Here is a 14,543-nt window from a genome sequence, read left to right as displayed (position 1 = left end):
AGTAGCGTTTAAACGCTACTACCTCTATTAATAGACTATTCCACCGTTACAGACTTGGCCAAATTTCTTGGCTGATCGACATCCAAACCGCGACGGGCGGCAATATGATAAGCCAATAATTGCAAAGGAACGACTGTGAGAATCGGAGAAAGTAACTCTTCTACATGAGAGACGGGAAGAAGATCGTTAAAGATTTCCGCAGCTTCGCCATCGTTGACAGGAGTCACGCCAATTAACCGAGAATCTCTGGCTTTGGCTTCTTGGGCATTAGAAATAACTTTTTCGTACACACTACCAGGGATTGCGATCGCAACTACTGGTACTTTTGCATCTAATAGAGCGATCGGGCCATGTTTCATCTCTCCAGCTGGATACCCTTCGGCGTGAATATAGCTGATTTCTTTTAGTTTTAACGCCCCTTCTAAAGCAATGGGAAAGTTAATTCCTCTTCCCACAAAAATGAAATCTTTGGTTTCGGCGAATTCGTGGGCTAGCTGTTCGGTTAAACGTTCCTGACTTTCTAAAGTTGCTTCAATTTCTTTGGGAATGTGTCGCAACCCATTAATAATTTGATCTAATGTATCTTTTGAAACTGTCTGACGACGAGCTGCTAAATCCAATGCCAAAGCATAAAACGCCATCAGTTGGGCGGTAAAAGTTTTCGTCGCTGCTACCCCAATTTCAATTCCCGCTAGGGTACTGATAACATGCGGTACTAGATGACCGAGGCTACTTTCGGGGCGATTGGTAATGCCCAGTAGTCGCGCTTGATATTTGGGTTCTTTCCCCTGGCGACGTTCTTTTTCCATCGCCAAAGCTGCTAGGGTATCGGCGGTTTCGCCTGATTGGGTAACACCAACAATCAACGTGTTAGCCGTCACGGGTGATGGTGCATAACGATACTCAGAAGCGTAATGCACCTGAGTTGAAATTCCTGCTAGTTGTTCAAGTAAATATTTTCCGATTAATGCTGCGTGCCAACTTGTACCACAGGCGAGGATTTGAATTTGTTCTAAATCGTTGTATAAATCCGCAGGTAAACCAAGATTGATTGGCGATTCGGTAGATTCGGCTGGATTAAAGTATGCGTCTAAACTAGCTCTTACTACTCCTGGTTGCTCATGAATTTCTTTGAGCATGAAGTGTTTGAATCCCTGCTTTTCTACCATTGCAGGATTGAAGTTGAGCAGCCTAGGTTGTTTTTTCAACCTGTCGCCAGCAAAATTGTAAATCTCAACGCCCAAAGGTGTGAGGCGGGCAATTTCGCCATTTTCCAGAGGTAGCACCGCACGGGTATAGGCAACGATCGCAGGCGTGTCAGACGCACAAAATAACTCTCCTTGCCCAAAACCAATTACCAAAGGTGCTTGTTGGCGGACAACAATCAATTCATCGGGGTAGTCAGCAGAAATAACTGCAAGTGCAAACGCCCCACGCAAGTGGTTAACGGCTTGGCGAACTGCCTCTAGGAAGGAAGATGAGGGGGGAAGATTCTTTAAAAATTCGGCTATCAGATGGGGAATGACTTCGGTATCAGTTTCAGAACGAAATTCGTGTCCTTTTGCTTTGAGTTCTTCGCGTAACTCGCGGTAGTTTTCGATAATGCCATTTTGCACTACTGCCACTCGCTTTGCCGTATCCAAATGGGGATGGGCGTTGTATTCTTCTGGTTTACCATGAGTTGCCCAGCGTGTATGACCAATACCAATTGGGGCAGGGGTTTCTATTTGTTCCAGTTTAGAACGCAGGTTATGGAGTTTACCCTTTGCCCGCACACAATTTACCTCACCTTCCCAAACAGTGGCGATTCCAGCCGAATCATAGCCCCTGTACTCTAGTTTTTCTAGTCCAGCCAGTAAAATGTCTGTCGCCGCTTGAGTGCCTATATATCCAACAATTCCGCACATTGTTCACACCACTTTTTTTCAGGATGATTTAATCCAGTATAGTCGGTAGCATAAAGTGGACGTTTTGCAAAGAAAAAAGGGAGTATTTTACTCCCTTTACTACTAGGTATTGTTATGGATTTTAGGGTTTTGACAGCGGATTCCTCATCAGCTTTTGACCTGACGGTACAAATACGGCTTATAAGATTTAGATACCTATAGATTGTATCCGCTCAAAAAATGCTTGCTAAAGGTGCTTGCTATTGAGACATTTAAAAGTCTTGAATGCCGAGTTGCGAGTGCTGAGTGAAGAATCAAGAAATTGTGTTTCTGATTTACTTCTTTTGTCTCAGCATTCAGTGAGAAGTTTGAGCGGCGGAAACCGCCGATCAAATCTTCGGTGACTCAGCTTTTTAGTAAGCTAGACCCATACTGCGACTTGTTTCAGCGCCCAGGTAAACCCGGATGCTCAAAAAGTCGGTGGGACAAGCGGTTTCGCAACGCTTACAGCCCACGCAGTCTTCTGTACGGGGTGAGGAGGCAATTTGAGCAGCTTTACAGCCATCCCAAGGAACCATCTCAAGTACATCAGTAGGGCAAGCGCGGACGCATTGGGTGCAGCCAATGCAGGTATCGTAGATTTTTACGGTATGAGACATTGAAAAAACGGCTCCTTTCGAGTGTTCTTCTCTGCGAAAGAATCATAATCAACGCATAGTCTACCGCAGTGGTTGATAGGCCGTAATCAAAAGGCTACATAACTTCAAACAATTTAATAAGCACCGTTAAAATTTCTTTTTGCGAGATTGTCTCTATTCACTGATAATCAGCAACATCATCAGAGCGTATTTACCACAGTGATATACCATAATGGTGTTGAATTGTAAAGATATATGAAACAAAATTAAAAGTAAATAGACACATCTCCATAATTTTAACTATGGGGATTTTGGTTAAGAATCTGAATTTTGCGATCGCCACATTCCCGTGTAAACAAAAGTAATTTGGTAATCTAGATTACACAAAATATTGTTTTTATTGCGTAATCAAACTGTTTTTGCGATGTAAATGATTAATTTAGAGACTGCGATCGCACTCAGCAATTTTAAGCGATCGCTCACTGAGAACTTGTATCTTGTATATTTAATTTTTTAGATTTGGCAATTTCATAATGTTTATTCTTACATATTAGAGGATTTCAGAAATTGCAAACTCATCAGTTATAACAGTAATTTGTGTTTGAATCTTTGGCTCGATAGCGGGTACTTGCAGTTGTTCCTCTATATTTTTAGTATCAGCAAATTTATCTTTGACATACTCCCTTTCTCGGATTTGCCGAACAATACTTTCTAACAGCCAAAGTTGCTCCTCTACAGACAAGGCAAGGATAGAGCGCTCAATTTCTAGTAAATTCGGTGAGAACATTTTATTTCTGACTCCTAGTAATGTGTATTTTTCAAAGATATTATATTCAGTCTATCTGGTTAACCCAGAGCATCGCCAATTCCCAATTATTTTCCCCATGCTTATCATTTCACAAATCATAAGAGATTGCTATAAATAACTAGAAAGCCGTTTTATGACTTTTTAATTAAGTATTACTGCTGAAGCAAAATGTGCGCTAAACTGACTACATGAATTACGAAACAGCTAGGAAACTCCTCATAGATCAGACAATCACAACCGAAGAAAACCCAGATGCGCTGTTAACGCGTATGAAACAGGGCAAACCGCCGATACCCGGTCAGATCACTTCGATTTTGTTAGCATTAAAAGTGGTGTTTGAAGCCCTCAAAGATGCAAAGAGCCTAGATCGAGAACTGGCTTTGGCCCTTTATCAGTTAAGCATTAAGGCGCAACAGCTATTTGGCGCAGGGCGTAAAGCTGGGGTTGATTGGCCGCCACTATTTAAAGAAGATTTACTACGAATTTCCTTAGCAGCTGAAAGTATCTTTTCGGGTATATGGCAAACCTTAGCTCAGACAGAGTTGGGGAAGAGATGAGGGAGAAATCAATTCAAAATTCAAAATTCAAAATTAAAGAACTTCTGCCTCCTGACTCCTGCCTCCTCTTGTCCCATCCACATTAACGAATTTGCAGTTCATTTTCTAACTTGTCTAAGTCAGTTTTGAGCAAAACGGTCATTTGACCGGTAAAAGCTTTGCCAGTCTTGGGTTGGGCAACTTCTACCCAATATACATAGCGATCGCCTACTCGTAATTCTCCCTTTAAGGCTTCCCGAATCGGAGTTTTGGCTAGACGTGCGGAATTAACTACCTTCTCGTTGGGATATTCATACACGACTTGGGCGCGATCGTAATCTTGATAAATCTCCAAGCCATAAATCACCCGCAAGGATTCTTGGAGACGCGCAAATGTCATACCGTTAATAGCATCATACATAGTAATGCGCTCAGTCCGAATTGTGCCTCGGTCTTTGGAAAATTCCACCCTACCAGGAGGCAATACTGACGCTTGAAAAGTGAATCGTTGGGCAGCCGTATCAGTCTTTTGCACAAATAATCGCTCTCCGCTCCTGGGGCGGAGTGTAGGATGTGCTTTAATCCAAGTGCCTACTTCTTCTGTACTTTGCCCTGGTAAAGCATTGGCTTGGGAATCGAAAAGCGTTCCCACGCACAGCCCGGTTGCTAGAGAAACAGGCAAAATTAAACAGTTAAGCAGAGATTTTTTGAGCATTTTGCTATTCAGGATTTTTATAGAAATTTCCCCATTTGGGATTAACCATAGTTTTCCCGTTTTTCAGCAAAATTACTTCAATGGATTGCTGCGATCGCACAAATAAAACGCTTATGCTCTATACCTGTTTGACTTTTGACTTTTGACTTTTGCCTTGCGGTACTAGTACAACACGGCGTAAATAAACATATCATTCAAAATGACGCGAAAGCCCAGACTACAATACTTTTGACTTCCGCGCAGCGGCTACTAGGCACTTCTCAAAGCCACAATGGGGTCGAGTTTAGCAGCGCGACGTGCAGGAACAACACCAAAGAATAAACCAATACCTCCAGAGACACCAACTGCCATAGTAATCGCTACAGGAGAAAGACTCGCTTCTAAAGGAGTCAAGGCTGCCACTAATAGAATGCCACTGATACCAATTGCAGTCCCAACTAAGCCGCCAGCTGCAGAAACAATCACTGCCTCAATGATGAACTGTAGCAAAATATCTTGCTCAGTTGCCCCGATCGCTTTTCGTAATCCGATTTCTTGGGTGCGTTCGGTGACGGAGACTAGCATAATATTCATAATGCCAATACCACCAACAAACAGGGATATGCCAGCGATCGCAGCTAGCATAATTGTCAATGCACCTGTAATTTGACCGACAGTTTGCAAAGCATCTTTCTGGGTGCGAAGAGTAAAGTCATCTTCACCATTGATTTTATGCCGTAGACGCAGCAAATTAGTAATTTGAAACTCTGCTGCATCTACGCTATCGGAATCACGAGCAGCAGCAACAAGGTAATCTAAGGCAATACCATAAGGAGAATTCTTGCCCACAAGTCGGTTTGCTGAGGTGGTGATTGGTATTAAGGCAGCATCATCATAATCTGCTCCCACGCTGGAACCTTTGGTTGTTAACGTTCCAATCACTTGAAAGCTGGTATTTCCGATTCGCAATTGCTGTCCTACAGGGTTACTACTACCGAATAGTTTTTCTGTCAAATCTCCACCCAGTACTACCACTTGGTTACTGCGCTTAATGTCTACCTCTGAGAAAAATCTGCCTTTAGCAGTTTCAAAATCCCGCACTGATAGGAAACTGGGAGTTGTACCAATGATGTTGACATCGGTGTTTCTGTTGCGGTAAGTAATTACCTGTCTTCTGTTTAACTCTGGTGCAACTCCTACTACAGTTGGTACTTGAGAAGCGATCGCATCCGCATCTTGTAACACTAGATTTTTTGGCACTTCAAAGGAGATCCGCTGAGTTTCGCGATTACCTGGCAGTACAAATAGCACATTTGGCCCTAGAGACTCTAGTTGTTTATTCACGTACTTTTGTCCACCTTCGCCAATCCCAATCATGGCAATCACCGAGGCGTTGCCAATAACTATACCCAACATCGTAAGGGCGCTACGCAGTTTATTTGACAGCAGGGTTTTCCCCGCCATGTTCATGCTTTCGAGGAGGTTCATGCTAATTTTGGATTTTAGATTAAAAGTCTTTATTAAAAGAAGGACTAAAGTCCTTATTACAAACTTGCTTATCCCAATTTGGTATTATTTATTCTGCTGTTCTTTGACCTTTTCGATTTTGTAGTCTTTGGGTGGGTTAACAAAAATGCGATCGCCTGCTTTAACTCCCCCTAAAATCTGAGTTTGGTCTTGAATTTGTGCCCCAACTGTAACTTCGCGGAACTGGGGTTTATTCTTTGCATCGGGTACGAGTACACCAGTTTTACCCTTTTCGGTGACAATTGACACCGTTGGTAATACCAAGGCATTATTAACGCGATCGCCTAAAAAAGTCAGATCCACATTTAAGCCAGAACGCAGTTTATCTATGCCAGTATCGAGAGCAACCCGCACCTGAAAGGATGTCACACCTTGTTCCACCACTGCTTCTGGAGCAATCAAACGTACATGACCTTTAAAAACTTGATCGGGATAGGCATCGGCGACAATTTCCACCTGCTGCCCCTGTTTTATTCTGCCAAGATCGGCTTCGGGAACTTGAGCTAATATTTCTAAACCGCGTGCTACGGCGACAATTGAACTGGAAGTTGCCGACGCACTAGTAGAAGCAGAAGTTGTCGGTGTGACAAACGCACCTGGTTCGGCATACTTTTGGGTAACAATTCCCGACAGAGGAGCGCGAATAATAGTATCTTCTAATTGCACTTGTACACCCTTTAACTGAGCCTCAGCAGATGCAACAGCGGCTTGACGCTGGGCAATTTCCTCAGAACGGGTGCCATCTTCTAACAGTACCAATGCTGCTCGTGCTTCGTTAACAGTGGCTTGGCGTTGGTCAATTTCCTCGCTGCGAGTGCCACTTTGGACTAACGACAATCGTTTTTTTATTTCTTCTAAACTGGCTCTAGCACTTTTGTCATCGCTGATAGCTTGATCGAGTAATTGTTTATTCTCTGCTCCCTGTTCGTATAGGTATTGATAACGCTTTACCTGTCCACTGGTGTAATTCGCCTTTGCTTGAGCCGCATCCACTTGGGATTGAGACTGAGCAATCTCTTGGGGACGATTACCAGCCTTAGCTGCGGCTAGTTGAGCTTGAGCTTGTGCTAATCGCGCCTTAGCTTGAGCGATTTCTTCAGGACGACTACCAGCTAGGGCTTGGGCTAGCTGTGCTTGACTTTGGGCTAAGTTAGCACGGTACTGGCTCCTTTGAGCTTCAATACTGGCACTATCCATGCGAGCGAGAATTTGCCCTTGTTGAATGCGATCGCCCTGTTCCACGTATAATTGCGACAGCACTCCAGGGTTCTTCGGACTAATATTTACGCTCTGAACTGGCACGACTTTGCCACTAGCTGTAATCCGCAACGTGACGTTTTGTGCTGCTACTGGCACAGTTAATTGAGCAATATCTTCTTTATTTGTCCCTTGATTTACTAAGGTGTAAGTTGTTATCGTACCCACAACCAAAGCACTCCCCGCCATTAGCCCTATCAGCCAGCGCAATGGATACTTAATTTTGCCAATAACTGGAATTTCTATGTGCGTAGCCATATTATAGAAGCCTGTAAATCTTGCTATATAAGAATATTTTTTAGTTAGAGGACAAGTGGAAAGTACGGAGTTGTTAAAGCTTTGGGATTAAATTTTTATGAGTCAAATAACAACCAGACGCATAATTCGCTTCATAGTTGCTTAATCTTCCTTCATACTAGGCATTTGTATTTCTGTATGTCTTCACCTGAAAGGGTGACTTTAGCCACAACAGATTAGTGCAATCCTATCTGATTTGTGAAATATTTTTAGAGTTGGCTATCATTAGTCATTAGTCATTTGTCCTTTGTAATCACAAATTGACTAATGACGCGCCAGGGGTGAAGCAGCGCGGTTTTGGGGGTTTCCCCCATGAGCGACTGCACCAAGCCGAAGGGCTGACCGCAGGCTAGGATAAATGACCAAGGACGACTATAACAAAAATTTTACAACCTCATTTAGGATTGCTATATGTATCCTTTTCTTTTTCTCTACTCCCCATTTCTTACGTCAAAGGGGTTTGTAATTGTTGCTGAAATTGGGTTAATAACCAAGCACCAACTTGACTTTGATTTATTTGACGAGTTCGCCGTAATGCATCGTTTAATAAAGAAATTGCTAATCCTGGTAACACCTGAGATTCTGTAATCCGCCTACTACCTTGGTTTTCAATAGCAAAAGCCATAACTTGGACATTGTGGACATTTAAAATCCAGTATTCTTTCACTCCTAAATCTTCGTACAAAAGTCGTTTTTCACCTTGATCGTCAGCAAGTGAGGTATTAGCCACTTCAATAACTAAATCTGGTGGTGGATATATATCTAGATTAATGATTAAAGTTCCATAAGGAATGACATCAGCATTCTCACCAATATAATAAGACACATCAGGTTGAGCTTCATTAAAGCCTGTTGTCCTATATGTACAATTATCCTTGCCATTTAGAGCAATGCCTTTGATGCTCGCAAACAAGTTAACAGCAAAGATAATAATTGTATGATCGCTGGCATGGTCATTCCCAATTGGTGGCATTTCAATCCTCATCTGTCCATTTTGGTAGTAGCCCTTGGCTTTTTCGTAGGCAGGATTTTCAATTATTTGGATATATTCATCCCAAGTTGCTGCTATCCAGGTATCGGTCGCTAGTTGGGTCTGTAATTCGCTCATAATATTGCGAAAGAGGAACTTTAATAACGATCATACAAGTTTCATTTTCTAGCAATAGGTCATCTAATGCGGTATCTAGAAACATCCCTTGTTCGAGGCTGCTAGCTAGAGTAAAGTGAGGAGCTTGCTCTAATGTTCTTTATATGGCTAGGAAAAGCTATATTAGCCCTGCAATTGATTACAAGGCTAATATAGTAAAGCTTCTAATTATTTCACTTTTTCAAAACTACATGAAATGAATTTAAATATCCAGAAATAGTTTTAGCTAATGTCTTCTGCTGCTTCTTTGTAGTTATTGCCATTACTTGATATAGTCTTCCTTCGGCAACATACATTCTATTTATAGTAATTTTCCCTCCAGAATTTATGTACTCAATTTCTTTGCCGGGATGATTATTGGAACTACGAATGTTTCGTTGACTAATTAAATTGCTTTTCGTAGTCTTTAAAGCCATATCCCGTGCATTATTAAGTACAGCTTGAGGGTCAGCCATTTGACCGTAACTATAAGGAAAATCATTGTAAGCAACTATGTATGCTACTTGCTGTTTCGGTGGTTGAGCGACAAATATTTCTAGGTTAATTTCCCCCATATAAGTTTTTTGGTATTCGGTGTTTCTGCTAGGGCTTCCTGGCATCAAAATCGTAAAACGTCCATCTGGAGCAGTGTATAACTTCCATTGTGGCTGTACGGGTTGAGAAACGGTTGGTTGTTTGACAACAACTGCCGGAGGTTTGGGTTGACGCGCTTCCACTAAAACAGAGCTACCATAGACAATGGTGGCGGCTATTAGTGGCAACAGACTTTTAACTGTCATATTTTTTGCCTTTTGAGATACCGATCTCACTGATGATGCCAGCTGTTATAACTTAGCAGCACATAAAGCAGCACCAATTAGGCCGACTTGCGGGTTGAGGATAACATACACAGGGATATCTTCTAGGAGACGGCGCATCCTACCTTTTTGGGTGAAATTTAATAAAAAATCGCTACTTTGGATTAAAGGCAGGATTTTGGGCGCAATACCACCAGCGATGTATAAGCCACCGTAAGGTAGGAGTTTCAGGGCGAGATTGCCGGCTTCTGCACCATAAGCGTCTATAAATAATTGCAAAGTTTGTTCGCAGAGGCGATCGCTACCTTGCAATGCAGCTGTACCAATGACAGCACCGGCATCAACACTTTTCTCTTCCTGTCCGGCTTCTTGTTCCCAAGTTCTGACGACTTCGGCAATATCTGGCGATTCAGTAGCAAATTTGCGATCGCGCAAAAATTGGTAAATTGCCACAATTCCCATTCCAGAAACGACGCGTTCTACAGAAAGGCGCTGGATATCATGTTTACCCAATAGGTATTTCAACAGTTGAAACTCGATCTCGTTACGAGGAGCAAAGTCAGCGTGTCCACCTTCTGAGGGAAAAACTTGGTAATCGTTTCCTTGTTTAATTAAAAATCCTTGCCCTAAGCCAGTACCAGCACCAATAATTGCAATCGGGGCTTCCGGTTTATAATTGCCAACTTGCAACGCGTGCAAGTCTTGTTTTTCTAAACCTGAAATGCCATAACCAATCGCTGCAAAGTCGTTAATCAAAGAAATGTGCGGGATACCCAATTCTTCTTGGAGACGTTCGGTATCCAGGAACCAGACTAAATTGGTTAATTGGGCAGTATTTTTGACAATGGGGCCAGCGATCGCAAAACAAGCTTTTTCTGGTATAGGTGTATTAGCTTTGAACAAAAACTGCTGCACTATGGGTACTAAATCGGGAAAATCAGCACTGTGGTAACTTTCCCGATAAATAGTATGTAAAACTGATGAATCTAACGTTTCAACCAATTGCAGAATAGTTTTCGTCCCGCCGATATCTCCTGCTAGTAATAAAGTCATAGAATTTATTCGCGAATTAATTACTTTTTTTGTAGAATATACCCAACGTACCAGAAGCCATGAACGCAAATCTCTATCAGAGGTTTAAGCAAATCGAATAACTTCTTCTATATGGGTTAGATGAGAAGTATCTCCCGTTAGTTCTAATAACCATTCTGGGTCTTGACGTACCACTTTTACCAGAGAACATAAAGAAGCTTTAACTTCTGTTTTAGCAATTTCCCCCACTAGCCCCATTGCTCCCCCCAACACAGATGCACCATGCGCTACTAGTAAAATATCCTCTGGAAAGAACTCAGTAGCTAAACATCTAGCAGTTTGTCCAGAACGTTCTCGCACTTTTTCATGAGTTTCAGGATATTTGGCGGCGATGCGCGAGGTATAGCTGCTGTCAATTCTGGGGAATAACTCTGCTAATACTGGAGTTGAGAGTCTTTCGGGTTCTTCCGTCATCCAAACTGGATTTAGCCATTCACTCAAGCCTGTTTCAAGTTTAATTGGCAAGTTGAGCTTTTCTGCAACTGCGTTTGCCGTTTGTATAGTTCGCAGGAAAGGAGAAGCGAAAATATGTCCAATCTTTTCTCCTTTCAATCGTTTAGCTAACTGCTGTGCCTGCACTATACCATCATCAGACAAAGGTGGATCGTAGCGTCGTTCGGCGGTGATAAACCAATCAGGGTTTACGAAATCGAGGCGGTTAGCGTGTCTTGCGATCCAGATGATTTGACTCATGGGTTTAATTATTCCGGTGAATAGAATTCGCCGCTAAACAAATATATAGATATCTGCAAAGAGGGCTACAAATATTAATATATGACAAAAATCGTAATAATATTTAATAATACTAATAATTAGGAAAAGTTATAAATGCTGTCAATGTAGCTTTTATTAAAGCCTTTTAAGCCAAGTCTCTAAAGCAATAGCGACTAAAATTTCTAGAGAGTTAGTTCCACTCAGAATAAGTTTTTCATATTTTCATAACAGATGCGTGAGCGCTCATCTCGTAATTCATCCCCTGCACATCTTTTTATTGTTTCTATAAATGCTGGATATTCATACATACTACAGGATCTAATTTTATTACTTATAAAAGCTCTAGGATAGTGAATTATTCTATAAAAACTAGTCCAATCTTTATCAGGAAAAATATGCATTCTCTGAGTAAATTACTACCTTTAATATTCCCAAAGCTAGATACGAATTTATATAATTGCTTACAACTTCAACCATCCAAATAATTGCACTACAGTTAATTGAAAATCATTAACTAAATCAGGAACTGGTAATATTTCGTGTGATTCTTGTAAAAGTTCTGGTTGCTGCTTTGGTGGATAAACTAAAACAGAGCGATCGCCTGGATCAATTAACCAACCTAAATGACTACCATGTTTTAAACAATGTAGAATATTTCCGGTTACTTTAGTCTGGCTTTGCTCTGGTGAAAGAATCTCAATTGTCCAGTCTGGATATGTTTTGAAGACATTAGCGACATCTCCACGCTCATCTAGAGGAATCCGTTCCCAAGCAAATACAGCTACATCAAGTACAATTGAACGTCCGCCAAAAGTACATCGCAATTCTGGGAAAGCAAGGGCAATTTTTCGACTTTCACCCACTTCATTTATACCTGTAACTAACTTACCCTGTAATTTGCTATGTTTTCCTTGAGGCATTGGCTTTTGAATAATTTGACCCTTGATGTATTCGGAACTAGGTTTGGTTTCTGGTAGTTTCAAAAACTCTTCTAAAGTTAGGGGTTTAGTTGGTGATTTTACCATCTGTTTGTACTTCTTAAGTTTTCATATACAACAATAAATCATGTATCGTTTAAAATTTTAACTGGGTAAGCACGAATTGCATCATCGACGGTCACGATAGTAAGGTCATGCTGCAAAACTTGACAAATTAGCATTCGATCAAACGGATCGCGATGGTCTAGAGGCATCAGGTGCTTTTACCGTCGGCTTAATTTCAGCAACTGGCTTTCCACCACGTAGAATTACAATAGTTTCTCCAGCTTCAACACGCTGAATATAGCCTAAAAAGTCGCCTTTTATTTCATCTACACTAATCCAGTTCATAAGAAACTTATTAAATTATTACTCCACTATAATTATTACCCTAAATAAGCTTTTCTTACTCGCTCATCACTAATTAATTCTGATGCTGCACCTGTTAAAGTAATAGAACCAGCTTCCAAAACATAACCGCGATCGGCAATTTGCAGCGCTAAATTCGCGTTTTGTTCAACTAATAAAATAGTCACACCTGTAGCCCGCAGATTTTCAATAATAGAGAAGATTTCCCGGACGATCACAGGTGCTAAACCTAAGCTAGGCTCGTCTAAAAGTAATAGTTGTGGTTTACTCATGACAGCACGAGCGATCGCTAACATTTGTTGTTCACCACCGCTGAGGGTTCCTGCTAGTTGATTGCGTCTTTGTGACAAGCGGGGAAATAGCTCAAATTGGCGCTGAATATCTGCCTTTATCTCTGCTTGATTAGAGCGAATATAAGCACCCAAAAGTAAATTATCAAGTACTGTTTGCCGCGCTAATACTCTGCGTCCTTCAGGACAATGAGCGATACCAAGTTGTACAACTTCGTGAGTTTGGCGGCGGTTAATATTATGTCCATTATAGAGAATTACGCCACTTTTAGGATTAACTACTTTAGATATGGCGCGGAGTGTAGTTGTTTTTCCTGCACCATTAGCACCAATTAAAGTAACTACCTCGCCTTTTTGAATAATTAAATTAATCTTTTTGAGAGCTTGGATACCGCCATAATTAACATCAAGTTCTTGAACTTCTAAAATTGTATAGTTTGGTCTACTATCGGCTTTCATGGGCGGTTTATATAGAGAAATATTGATTCAAAACCTAAGATACATCAATCATACATTTCTTAAAACAGTGCCTAGATATTGCTTCAACTTAAAAATTAACGCCAGAATACTGCAATCTTTATGATGTACTATTAATTACTGATAAAGATATCAAGCGTCCTGTGGTAAAAGCAGCAGATATTGGTAGCAAGCGACTAATTAATTTAGCTCCCGATGCATGGGTACAGTGGGTGACGCAGCGTCCTGAAGTCGTGGCGAAAGAAATTCTCGGTTCTGAGTTTCATTGGATTAGCCGGGAAACAGATGTGTTAGTGAAAGCATACAGTGGTACTCACGGGGATTTTCTAGTACTAAATGAACTACAACTGCGTTACACAGCACAGATCCCTCTACGGATGAGAGCTTATGCTGCTTTGGCACAAGAACGCTATCGATTGCCAACTTACCCAGTACTGATCAACATTTTACCGCCCCCATCCACCTTAACGATTGTCAGTAGTTACGAGCAGGAATTTTTGGGATTACGTGCTATCCAAGATTATCGCGTGATTAATTTGTGGGAAATCGATGCTGAGATAGTATTTGGGCAACCATTACCATCTTTGTTACCCTTTGTGCCAATCTTGCAAGGAGGGGGAGAGGTATCAGTTGTGCAACGCGCATTAAAGGCGGTACGAGCAGATGAACAGTTGAACGAGTTAGAATCATTGCTGGCATTTTTTGCTAGCTTTGTGATAGACACGCCTTTAGTGCAACAAATCATGAGGTGGGATATGGCATTATTGCGAGAATCGCCTTGGTATCAAGAAATTGAGCAAAGAGGTATTCAGCAGGGTGCGCTACGGCAGCTAATTCGGGTATTGGAACAACGCTTTGGTGAAATTTCCCATGAGGCAGAAATAAGGCTTGAGGGCAAGAATGTGGAGCAATTAGAAACTTTAATGGATAGTGCGATCGCTGTGAGTTCTTTAGAAGAATTTCTCACAATTATATCTGCCTAAATTATTCAAATCTTCAAGGGAATTGGACATGCGATACCGACCGTAAGCTGCGCT

The 14,543-nt window shown here is 41.5% G+C and carries 15 protein-coding genes; 2 read left to right on the top strand and 13 right to left on the bottom strand.

Features of this window, described 5'->3' with window-relative positions:
• Positions 1-35: 35 nt before the first annotated feature.
• The 3 genes from glmS to V7K56_RS36315 all read right to left on the bottom strand — a co-directional run bounded on the left by glmS (position 36) and on the right by V7K56_RS36315 (position 3,311).
• The gene (gene glmS, locus V7K56_RS36325; RefSeq protein ID WP_334918933.1) at positions 36-1,907 is read right to left on the bottom strand and encodes a glutamine--fructose-6-phosphate transaminase (isomerizing); all 1,872 of its coding nucleotides are present in this window, start codon (positions 1,905-1,907) and stop codon (positions 36-38) included.
• A gap of 392 nt (positions 1,908-2,299) precedes the next feature.
• A complete protein-coding gene (gene psaC / locus V7K56_RS36320; RefSeq protein ID WP_334918931.1) occupies positions 2,300-2,545 on the bottom strand; it encodes a photosystem I iron-sulfur center protein PsaC in 246 nt (81 codons plus the stop codon).
• Between the two features lie 529 nt (positions 2,546-3,074).
• Positions 3,075-3,311 carry a hypothetical protein gene (locus tag V7K56_RS36315; RefSeq protein WP_334918929.1) on the bottom strand — a complete coding sequence of 79 codons (237 nt, stop codon included), beginning with the start codon at positions 3,309-3,311 and terminating at the stop codon, positions 3,075-3,077.
• Between the two features lie 209 nt (positions 3,312-3,520).
• Here V7K56_RS36315 and V7K56_RS36310 point away from each other — a divergent pair, with 209 nt between their 5' ends.
• Positions 3,521-3,889, top strand: coding sequence for a Dethiobiotin synthetase (locus V7K56_RS36310; RefSeq protein ID WP_334918928.1), 369 nt, complete (start codon positions 3,521-3,523; stop codon positions 3,887-3,889).
• A gap of 82 nt (positions 3,890-3,971) precedes the next feature.
• On the opposite strand, the gene V7K56_RS36305 is transcribed toward V7K56_RS36310, so the two are convergent.
• The 10 genes from V7K56_RS36305 to V7K56_RS36260 form a co-directional block, all read right to left on the bottom strand.
• On the bottom strand, positions 3,972-4,583 hold the full coding sequence (locus V7K56_RS36305; RefSeq protein ID WP_334918926.1) for a hypothetical protein: 612 nt from the start codon (positions 4,581-4,583) through the stop codon (positions 3,972-3,974).
• A 249-nt stretch (positions 4,584-4,832) separates the two neighbouring features.
• Entirely contained in the window at positions 4,833-6,050 is a 1,218-nt protein-coding gene (locus V7K56_RS36300) for an ABC transporter permease (protein ID WP_334918924.1), read from the bottom strand.
• 84 nt (positions 6,051-6,134) lie between these two features.
• Complete coding sequence (locus V7K56_RS36295; RefSeq protein ID WP_334918922.1) at positions 6,135-7,604, bottom strand: efflux RND transporter periplasmic adaptor subunit; 1,470 nt, start codon at positions 7,602-7,604, stop codon at positions 6,135-6,137.
• Between the two features lie 484 nt (positions 7,605-8,088).
• On the bottom strand, positions 8,089-8,751 hold the full coding sequence (locus V7K56_RS36290; protein ID WP_334918920.1) for a Uma2 family endonuclease: 663 nt from the start codon (positions 8,749-8,751) through the stop codon (positions 8,089-8,091).
• 212 nt (positions 8,752-8,963) lie between these two features.
• Entirely contained in the window at positions 8,964-9,569 is a 606-nt protein-coding gene (locus V7K56_RS36285; RefSeq protein WP_334918918.1) for a hypothetical protein, read from the bottom strand.
• Positions 9,570-9,614: 45 nt separating this feature from the next.
• Positions 9,615-10,640: a glucokinase gene (locus tag V7K56_RS36280; protein ID WP_334918916.1), complete on the bottom strand. Its 1,026-nt coding sequence runs from the start codon at positions 10,638-10,640 to the stop codon at positions 9,615-9,617.
• An 84-nt stretch (positions 10,641-10,724) separates the two neighbouring features.
• The gene (locus V7K56_RS36275; RefSeq protein ID WP_334918914.1) at positions 10,725-11,372 is read right to left on the bottom strand and encodes a histidine phosphatase family protein; all 648 of its coding nucleotides are present in this window, start codon (positions 11,370-11,372) and stop codon (positions 10,725-10,727) included.
• 482 nt (positions 11,373-11,854) lie between these two features.
• Entirely contained in the window at positions 11,855-12,418 is a 564-nt protein-coding gene (locus V7K56_RS36270) for a Uma2 family endonuclease (protein WP_334918912.1), read from the bottom strand.
• A 138-nt stretch (positions 12,419-12,556) separates the two neighbouring features.
• Complete coding sequence (locus V7K56_RS36265) at positions 12,557-12,721, bottom strand: type II toxin-antitoxin system Phd/YefM family antitoxin (protein WP_334918910.1); 165 nt, start codon at positions 12,719-12,721, stop codon at positions 12,557-12,559.
• A gap of 35 nt (positions 12,722-12,756) precedes the next feature.
• Positions 12,757-13,488: an ABC transporter ATP-binding protein gene (locus tag V7K56_RS36260; protein WP_334918908.1), complete on the bottom strand. Its 732-nt coding sequence runs from the start codon at positions 13,486-13,488 to the stop codon at positions 12,757-12,759.
• A gap of 161 nt (positions 13,489-13,649) precedes the next feature.
• On the opposite strand from V7K56_RS36260, the gene V7K56_RS36255 reads away from it, so the two are divergent.
• On the top strand, positions 13,650-14,489 hold the full coding sequence (locus V7K56_RS36255; protein ID WP_334918906.1) for an Rpn family recombination-promoting nuclease/putative transposase: 840 nt from the start codon (positions 13,650-13,652) through the stop codon (positions 14,487-14,489).
• Positions 14,490-14,543: the final 54 nt, after the last annotated feature.

The organism is Nostoc sp. (assembly GCF_036917535.1).
GTDB lineage: Bacteria > Cyanobacteriota > Cyanobacteriia > Cyanobacteriales > Nostocaceae > Nostoc.
This window is presented reverse-complemented; position numbering and strand designations above follow the sequence as displayed.

Bases quoted from the DNA above. Each gene is read 5' to 3' on its own strand.
- V7K56_RS36310 (WP_334918928.1), top strand. From the start codon at position 3,521: ATGAATTACGAAACAGCTAGGAAACTCCTCATAGATCAGACAATCACA.
- V7K56_RS36295 (WP_334918922.1), bottom strand. From the start codon at position 7,604: ATGGCTACGCACATAGAAATTCCAGTTATTGGCAAAATTAAGTATCCA.
- V7K56_RS36260 (WP_334918908.1), bottom strand. From the start codon at position 13,488: ATGAAAGCCGATAGTAGACCAAACTATACAATTTTAGAAGTTCAAGAA.
- glmS (WP_334918933.1), bottom strand. From the start codon at position 1,907: ATGTGCGGAATTGTTGGATATATAGGCACTCAAGCGGCGACAGACATT.
- psaC (WP_334918931.1), bottom strand. From the start codon at position 2,545: ATGTCTCATACCGTAAAAATCTACGATACCTGCATTGGCTGCACCCAA.
- V7K56_RS36280 (WP_334918916.1), bottom strand. From the start codon at position 10,640: ATGACTTTATTACTAGCAGGAGATATCGGCGGGACGAAAACTATTCTG.
- V7K56_RS36265 (WP_334918910.1), bottom strand. From the start codon at position 12,721: ATGAACTGGATTAGTGTAGATGAAATAAAAGGCGACTTTTTAGGCTAT.
- V7K56_RS36300 (WP_334918924.1), bottom strand. From the start codon at position 6,050: ATGAACCTCCTCGAAAGCATGAACATGGCGGGGAAAACCCTGCTGTCA.
- V7K56_RS36270 (WP_334918912.1), bottom strand. From the start codon at position 12,418: ATGGTAAAATCACCAACTAAACCCCTAACTTTAGAAGAGTTTTTGAAA.
- V7K56_RS36305 (WP_334918926.1), bottom strand. From the start codon at position 4,583: ATGCTCAAAAAATCTCTGCTTAACTGTTTAATTTTGCCTGTTTCTCTA.
- V7K56_RS36290 (WP_334918920.1), bottom strand. From the start codon at position 8,751: ATGAGCGAATTACAGACCCAACTAGCGACCGATACCTGGATAGCAGCA.
- V7K56_RS36275 (WP_334918914.1), bottom strand. From the start codon at position 11,372: ATGAGTCAAATCATCTGGATCGCAAGACACGCTAACCGCCTCGATTTC.
- V7K56_RS36315 (WP_334918929.1), bottom strand. From the start codon at position 3,311: ATGTTCTCACCGAATTTACTAGAAATTGAGCGCTCTATCCTTGCCTTG.
- V7K56_RS36285 (WP_334918918.1), bottom strand. From the start codon at position 9,569: ATGACAGTTAAAAGTCTGTTGCCACTAATAGCCGCCACCATTGTCTAT.